The 13682-nt window shown below is 60.7% G+C and carries 10 protein-coding genes; 8 read left to right on the forward strand and 2 right to left on the reverse strand.

Annotated elements, in window-relative coordinates; all coding sequences use genetic code 11:
• Positions 1–77: 77 nt before the first annotated feature.
• The gene (locus ACR52_RS17620; protein ID WP_048726957.1) at positions 78–941 is read right to left on the reverse strand and encodes a DNA-3-methyladenine glycosylase family protein; all 864 of its coding nucleotides are present in this window, start codon (positions 939–941) and stop codon (positions 78–80) included.
• The gene (gene arcD / locus ACR52_RS17625; RefSeq protein ID WP_048726959.1) at positions 938–2365 is read right to left on the reverse strand and encodes an arginine-ornithine antiporter; all 1428 of its coding nucleotides are present in this window, start codon (positions 2363–2365) and stop codon (positions 938–940) included. The genes ACR52_RS17620 and arcD (ACR52_RS17625) overlap by 4 nt, the downstream gene beginning before the upstream one ends.
• A 445-nt stretch (positions 2366–2810) precedes the next feature.
• Here arcD (ACR52_RS17625) and arcD (ACR52_RS17630) point away from each other — a divergent pair, with 445 nt between their 5' ends.
• The 8 genes from arcD (ACR52_RS17630) (at position 2811) to gcvP (ending at position 13598) form a co-directional block, all read left to right on the forward strand.
• The gene (gene arcD, locus ACR52_RS17630; protein ID WP_048726961.1) at positions 2811–4238 is read left to right on the forward strand and encodes an arginine-ornithine antiporter; all 1428 of its coding nucleotides are present in this window, start codon (positions 2811–2813) and stop codon (positions 4236–4238) included.
• 31 nt (positions 4239–4269) lie between these two features.
• On the forward strand, positions 4270–5526 hold the full coding sequence (gene arcA / locus ACR52_RS17635) for an arginine deiminase (protein ID WP_048726964.1): 1257 nt from the start codon (positions 4270–4272) through the stop codon (positions 5524–5526).
• Positions 5527–5595: 69 nt separating this feature from the next.
• The gene (locus tag ACR52_RS17640) at positions 5596–6606 is read left to right on the forward strand and encodes an ornithine carbamoyltransferase (protein ID WP_048726967.1); all 1011 of its coding nucleotides are present in this window, start codon (positions 5596–5598) and stop codon (positions 6604–6606) included.
• A 228-nt stretch (positions 6607–6834) separates the two neighbouring features.
• Positions 6835–7764, forward strand: coding sequence for a carbamate kinase (gene arcC, locus ACR52_RS17645; RefSeq protein ID WP_048726969.1), 930 nt, complete (start codon positions 6835–6837; stop codon positions 7762–7764).
• Between the two features lie 18 nt (positions 7765–7782).
• Positions 7783–8145: a DUF5064 family protein gene (locus ACR52_RS17650; RefSeq protein ID WP_048726972.1), complete on the forward strand. Its 363-nt coding sequence runs from the start codon at positions 7783–7785 to the stop codon at positions 8143–8145.
• A gap of 300 nt (positions 8146–8445) precedes the next feature.
• Positions 8446–9954: a sigma-54-dependent transcriptional regulator gene (locus tag ACR52_RS17655; protein ID WP_048726975.1), complete on the forward strand. Its 1509-nt coding sequence runs from the start codon at positions 8446–8448 to the stop codon at positions 9952–9954.
• 400 nt (positions 9955–10354) lie between these two features.
• The gene (gcvH, locus tag ACR52_RS17660) at positions 10355–10738 is read left to right on the forward strand and encodes a glycine cleavage system protein GcvH (protein WP_048726978.1); all 384 of its coding nucleotides are present in this window, start codon (positions 10355–10357) and stop codon (positions 10736–10738) included.
• Positions 10739–10748: 10 nt separating this feature from the next.
• Positions 10749–13598: an aminomethyl-transferring glycine dehydrogenase gene (gene gcvP, locus ACR52_RS17665; protein ID WP_048726981.1), complete on the forward strand. Its 2850-nt coding sequence runs from the start codon at positions 10749–10751 to the stop codon at positions 13596–13598.
• Positions 13599–13682 lie beyond the last annotated feature (84 nt).

The following is a 13682-nucleotide window of genomic DNA, read 5'->3' on the forward strand; positions in this document are numbered from 1 at the left end:
TCGACCGCATTCCAAAAGATGTGCACGGTACAAATGTGGGAGCGGGCTTGCTCGCGATGAGGCCCTCACATCCGCTATCAATCCGCCCGGCTCAACGACGTCCACAAATGCTGCGCCGCATACGCCCTCAGCGGTCGCCACGCTTCAGCCCGCGCCAACAACTGCCGCGCCGAAACCGGCCCACCCTCGAGCGCCGCCAGCGCATTGATCAAGCCGATATCCCCCGACGCAAATGCATCCGCCTCGCGCAACTGGCGCATGGCGATGTACTGCGCCGTCCAGTCGCCAATCCCCGGCAAGGCCACCAAGCGCGCCACGCCTTCCTTGAGGCTGGCCTTGGGTTGAAATAATTCAGGGTCATCCAGCAACGCCTGGGCGACACCGGACAACGTTCGGCCTCGGGCTTTGGGCATGCCCAACGTAGCCAGGTCCGCTGCCGCCAAGACATCGGGCATAGGGAACACATAGGTGATCCCGTCATGCGGTGTCTCCAGCGGCTGGCCGTACTGCGCGACCAACTTTCCCGCCAGGCGGATCGCCGCCGCCACCGTAATTTGCTGGCCCAGCACCGCGCGGATCGCCAACTCCAGGCCATCCCACGTGCCTGGCAGCCGCAGGCCCGGGCGAGCCGCGACCAGTTGCGCCATCAATGGGTCTTTCGCCAACTGCGGGTTGATCAACTCAGGCTGGGCGTCCACATCAAACATCCGGCGCAGCCGTCGCTCGATCTCGGGCAACGCCGCAGGGTCAGGAAAGTCGATCGTTACCTCCAGCCAATCTCCCGAACCTGGCGCGACGCTGATCCAGCCATGCTGCTCGCCCACGCTGATACTGCGCCGATACACGCCCGCCACCACCGTCTCCAACCCAGTGATCGCCCGCGCGGCTAAAAACCCCAACATGGCCGCCCAGTCATAGGGCGGTTGATAGGCCAGTCTCACAACGACAACACCCCGCTATACAGCCCATACGCCGCCAGCCCTGCGCCTGCAATCACGCAGGCGAAAATGCCTTTTTCCACATGCGTGAACAAGGGCAGGCCCTGCTCGCGCTTGGCCAGGGCAAACAACACCACTCCCGGCGCGTAGAGCAACGCCGACAGCAGCAGGTATTTCAAACCACCCGCGTAAAGCAGCCACACGGCATAGCCGAGGGCCGTCAGGCCCACCAGCAAGTCCTTCACGCGGTGGTGTTGGGCGCCTTCATAGGTTTCGCCGCGCCCACTCAACAGCACGGCATAAGCCGCCGACCACAGGTAGGGCACCAGAATCATCGACGAAGCGAGGTAAATCAGGCTGGTGTAGGTGCTGTGGGAAAACAGCGTGATCACCAGGAAGGCCTGGATCATCACGTTCGTCAGCCACAGCGCATTGACCGGCACCTGGTTGGCGTTTTCCTTTTTCAGGAAGGCCGGCATGGTCTTGTCATGGGCTGTGGCGTAGAGGATTTCGGCGCAGAGTAACGCCCATGACAACAACGCTCCCAGCAACGACACCGCCAAGCCAATGCTGATCAGCAGCGCGCCCCATGGGCCGACGATATGCTCCAGTACCCCCGCCAACGACGGGTTCTGCAGGCCGGCCAATTCCGGCTGACTCATGATCCCCAACGACAACAGGTTCACCAACACCAGCAGCGCCAGCACGCCGAGAAACCCGATCACCGTGGCGCGGCCCACGTCGGAGCGTTTTTCGGCCCGCGCCGAATACACGCTGGCGCCCTCGATTCCGATAAACACAAACACCGTGACCAGCATCATGTTGCGCACCTGATCGACCACGCTGCCGAACTGCGGATTGCCCAGGCCCCAGATATCGCGGGTGAAGATATCAGCCTTGAACGCCACGGCAGCGATCACGATAAACATGATCAACGGCACGATCTTCGCCACGGTGGTGATCTGGTTAATGAACGCCGCTTCCTTGATCCCACGCAGCACCAGGAAATGCACGGCCCATAACAACAGCGACGCGCAGCCGATGGCCACCGGTGTATTGCCCTGGCCAAACACCGGAAAAAAGTAACCGAGGGTGCTGAACAGCAGCACGAAATAACCGACGTTACCCATCCAGGCGCTGATCCAATAACCCCAGGCGGACGAGAAGCCCATGTAGTCGCCAAACCCAGCCTTGGCGTAGGCATACACACCGGAATCCAGCTCGGGTTTGCGGTTGGCCAGGGTCTGGAACACGAAGGCCAGGGTCAGCATGCCCACGGCAGTGATCGCCCAGCCGATCAATACCGCGCCCACTTCGGCGCGCGCGGCCATGTTCTGCGGCAGGGAGAAAATCCCCCCGCCGACCATCGAGCCCACGACCAAGGCGATCAGCGCGCCGAGCCGAAGTTTTTCCGTCGGTTGAGACATGAATATTCCTGATTAACTACATTTATTGAGGCAACAACTGTGCACTCGACGGCTATTTGAAGTCTTATCCGCGCTTAATAGCTATTGTGAATAAACCTATAAACCTCATAACTCACTGGCATTACAACAAATAACGCCCCGAGCAATTTATTATTTAAATAAGACTAATTTTTTTGAACCTATCGATTCCGATAAAACGCTTTTTTAAACGTTTGCATATCTTGAAATAAGGACTAACTTCAATCGTCCACACCAATGAGAAAACCTGTTATTTAAAACGGAAAGGCTCTGAAAAGCGTATTTCCGGGGTAGTCGTGCGCCCGCAGCTTTCATCATAAGTCATTAATTCACAATGGAATGTGCCAATGAAGTGATCTGAGTCAGCTGTTTGATTAGCGCACGGATTTAATCTGTGGTCTCTCTTCTCCTGCATTGGAGTCATGCAATGTCTGAATCTCCCGGAAAACTTCGATTAGGTGCACTGGTTGCACTGGTCGTGGGCTCAATGATTGGCGGCGGGATCTTCTCACTTCCGCAAAACATGGCCGCCAGTGCCGATGTCGGCGCGGTGCTGATCGGTTGGGTGATTACCGCTGTTGGCATGTTGACCCTCGCTTTCGTGTTCCAGACCCTGGCCAATCGCAAGCCCAACCTCGACGGCGGCGTGTACGCCTACGCCAAGGCCGGGTTTGGCGACTACATGGGTTTCTCGTCCGCCTGGGGTTACTGGATCAGTGCCTGGCTGGGTAACGTCGGTTACTTCGTGTTGCTGTTCAGCACCCTCGGTTATTTCTTCCCGATATTTGGCGAAGGCAACACCCCGGCGGCGGTCATCGGCGCCTCGGTGCTGTTGTGGGCCGTGCATTTCCTGGTGCTGCGCGGGATCAAGGAAGCGGCGTTCATCAACCTGGTGACCACCGTCGCCAAAGTGGTGCCGCTGGTGCTGTTTGTGTTGATCGCCGTGTTCGCGTTCAAGCTGGACATCTTCACCGCTGACATCTGGGGCATCAAAAACCCCGACCTGGGCAGCGTGATGAACCAGGTACGCAACATGATGCTGGTCACCGTGTGGGTGTTTATCGGTATCGAAGGCGCGAGCATCTTCTCGTCCCGTGCGGAAAAACGCAGCGACGTGGGCAAGGCCACGGTGATCGGCTTTATCACCGTGCTGCTGTTCCTGATGCTGGTGAACGTACTGTCCCTGGGCATCATGACCCAGCCGGAACTGGCCAAGCTGCAGAACCCGTCGATGGCCGCCGTACTGGAACACGTGGTGGGCCACTGGGGCGCGGTGCTGATCAGCGTAGGCTTGATCATCTCGTTGCTCGGCGCGTTGCTGTCGTGGGTGCTGCTGTGTGCGGAGATCATGTTCGCCGCCGCCAAGGACCACACCATGCCGGAGTTCCTGCGCAAGGAAAACGCTAACCATGTGCCGGTCAATGCGCTGTGGCTGACCAATGCCATGGTCCAGGTGTTCCTGGTGATCACGCTGTTTTCCGCCAGCACTTACCTGTCGCTGATATACCTCGCCACCTCGATGATCCTGGTGCCTTACCTGTGGTCGGCGGCCTACGCCCTGTTGCTGGCGGTACGCGGTGAGACTTACGAAAACGCTCTTGCCGAGCGCAAAAAAGACCTGTTCATCGGCGCGATTGCGGTGATCTACGCGGTCTGGCTGCTCTATGCGGGAGGTACCAAATACCTGCTGCTCTCCGCCCTGCTCTATGCCCCCGGCGCGATCCTGTTCGCCAAGGCCAAGCATGAACTGGGCAAACCGATTTTCACCAACGTCGAGAAGCTGATTTTCGCCGCGGTAGTCATTGGCGCCCTGGTGGCGGCCTATGGGCTCTACGACGGTTTCCTGACGCTGTAATTGTTAATTTTTGTTCCTTGGAGGATCTGTAATGACCACGGAAAAAGTGAAGTACGGCGTACATTCCGAAGCCGGCAAACTGCGCAAAGTCATGGTGTGCTCCCCAGGTTTGGCCCACCAACGGCTGACCCCCAACAACTGCGATGAACTGCTGTTTGATGACGTGCTGTGGGTGGCCCAGGCCAAGCGCGACCATTTCGACTTCGTCACCAAAATGCGCGAGCGGGACATTGATGTGCTGGAAATGCACAACCTGCTCACCGACATTGTCGCCATCCCCGAAGCCCTCGACTGGATTCTGCAACGCAAGATCACCTCCAACACGGTGGGTCTGGGCCTGGTCGATGAAGTCAGCTCCTGGCTACGCAGCCTGGAGCCGCGCAAGACCGCCGAGTTCCTGATTGGTGGCGTGTCGGCCGATGACCTGCCGAGCAGCTTCGGTGGCAAGACCATCGAGATGTTCCGCGATTTCCTCGGCCACTCCAGCTTCATTCTGCCGCCGCTGCCCAACACCCAGTTCACCCGCGACACCACCTGCTGGATCTACGGTGGCGTGACGCTGAACCCGATGTACTGGCCGGCGCGACGTCAGGAAACCCTGCTGGCCAGCGCCATCTACAAATTCCACCCTGAGTTTGCCAACGCGGACTTCCAGATCTGGTACGGCGACCCCGACCTGGAACACGGCGCCGCCACGCTGGAAGGCGGTGACGTTATGCCGATTGGCAATGGCGTCGTGTTGATCGGCATGGGCGAGCGCTCGTCCCACCAGGCCATCGGCCAACTGGCGCGAAACCTGTTCAAAAACAAGGCGGTAGAACGGGTAATCGTTGCCGGCCTGCCAAAATCCCGCGCGGCGATGCACCTGGACACTGTGTTCAGTTTCTGCGACCGCGATCTGGTCACCATCTTCCCTGAAGTGGTCAACCAGATCGTCGCCTTCACCCTGCGCCCTGACGAAAGCAAGCCACACGGCATCGATATCCAACGGGAGAAAACCAACTTCCTCGACACCGTGGCCGCAGCGCTCAACCTCAAGGCCCTGCGGGTCGTCGAAACCGGCGGCAACAGCTTCGCCGCCGAACGCGAGCAGTGGGACGACGGTAACAACGTGGTGGCCCTGGAGCCTGGCGTGGTGATCGGCTACGACCGCAACACCTACACCAACACCCTGCTGCGCAAGGCCGGTGTGGAAGTCATCACCATCAGCGCCGGTGAACTCGGCCGTGGCCGTGGCGGTGGCCACTGCATGACCTGCCCGATCATCCGCGACCCTATCGATTATTAATTTTCAGGCCTTGGCCGCCGCTCACGAGGCGCCGGCCAAGGGGATAACCTAAACAGAAGGAGATCCACCATGGCTTTCAATATGCGCAACCGCAGCCTGCTCTCGCTGATGCACCACACCACCCGCGAGCTCAACTACCTGCTGGACCTGTCCCGCGACCTCAAACGCGCCAAATACACCGGCACCGAGCGTCCGCACCTGCAGGGCAAAAACATCGCGCTGATCTTCGAAAAAACCTCGACCCGCACCCGCTGCGCCTTCGAAGTCGCGGCCCATGACCAGGGCGCCCACGTCACCTATATCGACCCGGTGTCGTCGCAGATCGGCCACAAAGAAAGCATGAAAGACACCGCCCGCGTCCTCGGCCGCATGTTCGACGCCATTGAATACCGTGGCTTCGCGCAGGAGATCGTCGAAGAGCTGGCCAAGTTCGCCGGCGTGCCGGTGTTCAACGGCCTCACCGCCGAATTCCACCCGACCCAAATGATCGCCGACACCCTGACCATGCGCGAACACAGCGACAAGCCGCTGCATGACATCAGCTACGCCTACCTGGGCGACGCCCGTTACAACATGGGCAACTCGCTGCTGATGATCGGCGCCAAGCTGGGCATGGACGTGCGCATTGGCGCGCCGAAAGCGCTGTGGCCAGATGAAGATTTCATCAAACAATGCCAGGCGTTTGCCGAAGAGAGCGGCGCGCGCATCACCATCACTGAAGACCCGAAAGAAGCCGTGAAAGGCGTGGACTTCATCCACACCGATATCTGGGTGTCGATGGGTGAGCCGGTGGAAGCGTGGGACGAGCGCATCGAGCAACTGCTGCCGTACCAGGTCAACGCCAAGATGATGAAAGCCTCGGGCAACCCGCGCGTGAAGTTCATGCATTGCCTGCCGGCGTTCCATAACAGCGAAACCAAGGTCGGCAAGGACATCGCCGCGCGTTATCCGAACCTGGCCAATGGCGTGGAAGTGACCGAGGAAGTCTTCGAGTCGCCGGCCAACATCGCGTTTGAGCAGGCGGAAAACCGCATGCATACCATCAAGGCGATCCTGGTGTCGGCGTTGGCGGATATCTAAACCTCACTGTCGGGACATGCACATAGGAGGAGGCCTCTGTGGCGAGCGGGCTTGCCCCGCGTTGGGCTGCGCAGCAGCCCCAAAACCTGCCACTGCGGTTTGATAGACATAAACGCGGTGACTGTACTGGGGCTGCTTCGCAGCCCAACGCGGGGCAAGCCCGCTCACCACAGGAAGCTGGCTCCTACAGTGACCGCGTTGTTTAAGCTTTTTAAAAGGACATTCTTTATGCGTATCGTCGTTGCACTGGGCGGTAACGCCCTGCTCCGCCGTGGTGAACCCATGACAGCGGACAACCAACGCGCCAATATCCGAATCGCCACCGAACAGATCGCCAAGATCTACCCCGGCAACGAACTGGTGATCGCCCACGGCAATGGTCCGCAAGTCGGCCTGCTGTCATTGCAGGCGGCGGCCTACACCCAGGTTTCGCCGTACCCGCTGGACGTGCTCGGCGCCGAGACCGAGGGCATGATCGGCTACATCATCGAACAGGAACTGGGCAACCTGCTGGACTTCGAAGTGCCGTTCGCCACCCTGCTCACCCAGGTGGAAGTGGACGCCAAGGACCCGGCCTTCCAGAACCCCACCAAGCCCATCGGCCCGGTGTATTCCAAAGCCGAGGCCGAACAACTCGCGGCCGAAAAAGGCTGGGCCATCGCCCCCGATGGCGATAAGTACCGCCGCGTGGTCGCCAGCCCGCGCCCGAAACGCATCTTCGAGATTCGCCCGATCCAGTGGTTGTTGGAAAAAGGCAGCATCGTGATCTGCGCCGGTGGCGGCGGCATCCCGACCATGTATGGCGAAGACGGCAAGCTGCGCGGCATCGAAGCGGTGATCGACAAGGACCTGTGTTCCTCCCTGTTGGCTAAGCAACTGGAGGCCGATTTGCTGGTGATCGCCACCGACGTCAACGCGGCGTTTATCGACTTCGGCAAGCCAACCCAGAAGGCCATCGGCCAGGCCCACCCCGACGAAATGGAAAGACTCGGCTTCGCCGCCGGCTCCATGGGACCCAAGGTGCAAGCCGCCTGCGAGTTCGCCCGCCAGACTGGCAAAACCGCAGTGATCGGTTCACTCTCGGACATCGAAGCCATCGTCCAGGGCAGCGCCGGCACGCGCATCAGCACGGCAAAACCTGGCATCACCTATCTGTGAAGTAGAGGAGATTCGCCTATGGCCACCTTTGAACCCGGTCACTTGCATGTCGAACGTCATGCGCTGAACAAGGATGACTACAGCTACAACCTGTGCATCGACTATGAAGTCAGCCAGGACCCAAAGGACGGCAAGGGGATGCTGTTCAAGCTGCACGGAACGGTGCAGGGCAAGGAGCTTAAGGAAGAGTTCTTTCTGCCCAAGGACCAGGCGTTCGACTTTGCGCGGCATGCGATGAATATCGCGCAGAAGTACGGAATGCCGAAGACTGCCGTGTTGAATGGTTCGATGCACCAGCAGTACGACAAGATGTTCGAAGATGTGCGGCATCAGCTGGATGTGAAGCCAGGCGATCCGGTCAAACCCGAACACCTGGGATAACAACACGCTTCCAAATGTGGGAGGGGCGGTGCGACGATTCGACTTGCTCCCGATAGCGGTGGAACAGCTACAGATGTTGATCGTTCCCACGCGCAGCAAAGGAATGTATCCCGTGACGCTCCGCGTCACCTTGCGCAGGATTGAAAACCTGCATCGACAGCGGGACGCGGAGCGTCCTGGGCGGCATTCCCACGCAGAGCGTGGGAACGATCAACATCTCCATCACCCGTCAGATTTCACCTCAGCTCTCCTCCAAGGCATACTTGCCACCCTCCGCACTCCAGAATCAAGATCCGCCCCATGCGTATCCACGTCAGCTTCATCGACCGCGTCGGCATTACCCAGGAAGTCCTGGCCTTGCTCGGTGGGCGCAATCTCAACCTGGATGCGGTGGAAATGGTGCCGCCCAACGTCTACATCGACGCCCCGACCCTCAGCGCCGAAGTACTCGAAGAACTGCGCGATGCCCTGTTCAGCGTGCACGGCGTGCAGGCGGTCAAGGTGGTGGACATCCTCCCCGGCCAACGCCGCCACCTGCAACTCGACGCCCTGCTGGCGGCGATGACCGACCCGGTGCTGGCCCTGGACAGCGCGGGCAAGATCCTGCTGGCCAACCCGGCGCTGATTGCGCTGTACGGTCGCGAGCCGGCCGGGGAAAGCATCACCGAGCTGTTCAATGACCCGGCGTTGCTGGAGACCTTGCTGGACAATGGCTTTCGTTTGCCCCTGCGCGAGATCAGCGTCAACGGCCAGACCCTGCTGCTGGACGCCACGCCGATCACCGATGCCGGCGCCCTGCTCACCCTTTACCAACCCAACCGCATCGGCGAGCAATTGTCGGCGCTGCACCATGATCACGCCGAAGGGTTTGATGCACTGCTGGGTGAGTCCCCGGCGATCCGCACCCTCAAGGCGCGGGCGCAACGCGTGGCGGCGCTGGATGCACCGCTGTTGATCCAGGGCGAGACCGGCACCGGCAAAGAGCTGGTGGCGCGTGCCTGCCACGCCATCAGTGCGCGCCACAGCGCACCGTTCCTGGCGTTGAACTGCGCGGCGCTGCCGGAAAACCTCGCCGAAAGTGAGTTGTTCGGCTACGCCCCCGGCGCCTTTACCGGCGCCCAGCGCGGCGGCAAGCCGGGGCTGATGGAGTTGGCCAACCAGGGCACGGTGTTTCTCGACGAGATCGGCGAGATGTCGCCGTACTTGCAGGCCAAGCTGCTGCGTTTTCTCAATGACGGCAGCTTTCGCCGGGTGGGCGGCGACCGTGAAGTGAAGGTCAATGTGCGCATCCTCAGCGCCACTCACCGCGACCTGGAAAAAATGGTCAGCGAGGGCACCTTTCGCGAAGACCTGTTCTACCGCCTCAACGTGCTCAACGTCGAAGTGCCGCCGCTGCGTGAGCGTGGCCAGGACATCCTGCTGCTGGCGCGCTACTTCATGCAGCAGGCCTGCGCGCAGATCCAGCGTCCGGTGTGCCGCCTGGCACCCGGCACGTACCCGGCGCTGCTGGGAAACCGCTGGCCGGGCAATGTGCGGCAATTGCAGAACGTGATCTTCCGCGCCGCCGCCATCTGCGAAAGCAGCCTGGTGGACATCGGCGACCTGGACATCGCCGGCACCTCGGTGGCACGCCAGAACGACGGCGAAATCGACAGCCTGGAGCAAGCCGTGGAAGACTTCGAGCGCAGCCTGCTGGAAAAGCTCTACACCCGTTACCCCTCGACCCGGCAACTGGCCAGCCGTCTGCAAACCTCCCACACCGCCATCGCCCATCGCCTGCGCAAGTACGGCATCCCGAACAAGCCCTGACTAAACGCAAAACTAATGTGGCAGGGGGCTTGCTCCCGATGACGGTGTGTCAGTCAGCTTGTCTATAGCTGAACGCCCGCCATCGGGAGCAAGCCCCCTCCCACATTGGTTTTGCGGTGCCTCATCAAATGCGACCTCCGTCTGTACTGAAATCGCTACAGTGGAACGATATCGCTACAACCCTGTTTTTTACGCGCCATGCAAGGCTTTGATCCACATAGGCTTTTTTTCACCGGCCCGACTGTAGCGAAATCGCTACAGCCAAAATCTATAACGTCATAACCAGTTTTATTAAGTTATTGATTTATAAAGATTTAATAACATTGGCCGCGATATTGCTAAGCAACTCCTCATTATTCCAATCCCGTCCACCAGACGAATCTGGCCCCGAGGAGTTTCCATGAGCGAGTTGCGTTTCACTGAAGATCACGAATGGCTGCGCGCCGAAGCCGATGGCAGCGTCACCGTGGGTATCACCGCTTTCGCGCAGAACGCGCTGGGTGATGTGGTTTTCGTGCAACTGCCGGAGTTGCAGACCTACGCCAAGGGCGCCGAAGCGTCCACCGTCGAGTCGGTAAAAGCTGCCAGCGGTGTGTACATGCCATTGGACGGTGAAGTCCTCGAAGTGAACGACAAGCTCGATGGCAGCCCGGAACTGGTCAACGAAGATCCGATGGGCGAAGGCTGGTTCTTCCGCTTTAAACCGGCCGATGCCGAAGCAGTCGCTAAACTGTTGGATCAGGATGCGTATGACCGCCTGATCAAAGCCAACGCTGAAGCTTGAGGAGCGCACCATGACGATCAATCTCAGCACCGCCAACGAATTCATCGCCCGTCACATCGGCCCACGCCAGGAAGATGAGCAGCAGATGCTCGCCAGCCTGGGCTTTGACTCCCTGGAAGGCCTGAGCGCCAGCGTGATCCCGGAAAGTATCAAGGGCACCAGCGTGCTCGGCCTGGAAGACGGCTTGAGCGAAGCCGAGGCCCTGGCCAAGATCAAGGCCATCGCCAGCCAGAACCAACTGTTCAAGACCTACATCGGCCAGGGCTACTACAACTGCCACACGCCGTCGCCGATCCTGCGCAACCTCCTGGAAAACCCGGCCTGGTATACCGCCTACACCCCGTACCAGCCGGAAATTTCCCAGGGCCGCCTGGAAGCGCTGCTGAACTTCCAGACCCTGATCAGCGACCTCACCGGCCTGCCGATCGCCAACGCCTCGCTGCTCGATGAAGCCACCGCCGCTGCCGAAGCGATGACCTTCTGCAAGCGCCTGAGCAAGAACAAAGGCAGCAACGCCTTCTTCGCCTCGGTGCACAGCCACCCACAAACCCTCGACGTACTGCGCACCCGTGCCGAGCCGCTGGGCATTGAGGTGGTAGTCGGCGATGAGCGTGAACTGACTGACGTCAGCGCGTTCTTCGGCGCCCTGCTGCAATACCCTGCCAGCAACGGTGACGTGTTTGATTACCGCGAACTGACCGACCGTTTCCACGCCGCCAACGCCCTGGTAGCCGTGGCCGCCGACCTGCTGGCCCTGACCCTGCTGACCCCGCCGGGTGAGTTCGGCGCCGACGTGGCCATCGGCAGCGCGCAACGTTTCGGCGTGCCGCTGGGCTTTGGTGGCCCGCACGCGGCGTACTTCTCCACCCAGGATGCGTTCAAGCGCGACATGCCGGGCCGTCTGGTCGGCGTTTCCGTAGACCGCTTCGGCAAGCCGGCCCTGCGCCTGGCCATGCAGACCCGCGAGCAACATATCCGCCGTGAGAAAGCCACCAGCAACATCTGCACCGCGCAAGTGCTGCTGGCCAACATCGCCAGTATGTACGCCGTGTACCACGGGCCTAAAGGCCTGGCTCAGATCGCCAACCGCATTCATCACCTGACCGCGATCCTGGCCAATGGCTTGAGCGCGCTGGGCCTGAAGGTTGAGCAAGAGCATTTCTTCGACACCCTGACGCTCGCCACCGGTGCCAACACCGTGGCCCTGCACGACAAGGCCCGCGCCCAGCGCATCAACCTGCGTGTGGTCGACGGCGAACGCCTGGGCCTGTCGGTGGATGAAACCACCACCCAGGCCGATATCGAAACCTTGTGGAGCGTGTTCGCAGGCGGCAAAGCGCTGCCGGACTTCGCCGCACTCGCCGCCAGCGTCGACAGCACCCTGCCGGCGGCGCTGCTGCGTCAGTCGCCGATCCTCAGCCACCCGGTGTTCAACCGTTATCACTCGGAAACCGAGCTGATGCGCTACTTGCGCAAGCTGGCCGACAAGGACCTGGCGCTGGACCGCACCATGATCCCGCTGGGCTCGTGCACCATGAAGCTCAATGCCGCCAGCGAAATGATCCCGGTAACCTGGGCCGAATTCGGTGCCCTGCACCCGTTCGCCCCCGCCGAACAAAGCGCCGGCTACCTGCAACTGACCACCGAACTGGAAGCCATGCTCTGTGCGGCCACCGGTTACGACGCGATCTCGCTGCAACCGAACGCCGGCTCCCAGGGTGAATACGCTGGCTTGTTGGCCATTCGTGCCTATCACCAGAGCCGTGGCGAAGCCCTTCGCGACATCTGCCTGATCCCGTCGTCGGCCCACGGCACCAACCCGGCCACTGCCAACATGGCCGGCATGCGTGTTGTGGTCACTGCTTGCGATGCACGTGGCAACGTCGACATCGAAGACCTGCGCGCCAAAGCCATCGAGCACCGCGAACACCTCGCCGCGCTGATGATCACCTACCCGTCGACCCACGGCGTGTTCGAGGAAGGCATCCGCGAAATCTGCGGGATCATCCACGACAACGGCGGCCAGGTGTACATCGACGGCGCCAACATGAACGCAATGGTCGGCCTGTGCGCCCCGGGCAAGTTCGGCGGCGACGTGTCCCACCTGAACCTGCACAAGACTTTCTGCATCCCCCACGGCGGTGGCGGCCCGGGCGTTGGCCCGATTGGTGTGAAGTCGCACCTGACGCCGTTCCTGCCCGGCCACGCAGCCATGGAACGCAAGGAAGGTGCGGTGTGCGCGGCGCCGTTCGGCAGCGCGAGCATTTTGCCGATCACCTGGATGTACATCAGCATGATGGGCGGCGCGGGCCTCAAGCGCGCTTCGCAGCTGGCGATCCTGAATGCCAACTACATTTCCCGTCGCCTGGAAGAGCACTACCCCGTGCTGTACACCGGCAGCAACGGCCTGGTGGCACACGAGTGCATCCTCGACCTGCGCCCACTGAAAGACAGCAGCGGCATTAGCGTGGATGACGTGGCCAAGCGCCTGATCGATTTCGGTTTCCATGCGCCGACCATGTCGTTCCCGGTCGCGGGCACCCTGATGATCGAGCCTACCGAGAGCGAATCCAAGGAAGAACTGGACCGCTTCTGCGACGCGATGATCGCGATCCGCTGCGAGATCCGCGCGGTGGAAAACGGCACGTTGGACAAGGATGACAACCCGTTGAAGAACGCCCCACACACGGCGGCGGAACTGGTGGGCGAATGGAGCCACCCATACAGCCGTGAGCAAGCGGTTTACCCGGTTGCGTCCTTGATCGAAGGCAAGTACTGGCCGCCGGTTGGCCGGGTCGACAACGTGTTTGGCGATCGCAATTTGGTGTGTGCGTGCCCGTCGATCGAGAGCTACGCGTAACCTGAGGCTGAACTCAATCAAATGTGGGAGGGGGCTTGCTCCCGATGGCGGCTGTGCATTCAACATCTCTGTTGACTGACACAC

The organism is Pseudomonas fildesensis (assembly GCF_001050345.1).
GTDB classification, from domain to species: domain Bacteria; phylum Pseudomonadota; class Gammaproteobacteria; order Pseudomonadales; family Pseudomonadaceae; genus Aquipseudomonas; species Aquipseudomonas fildesensis.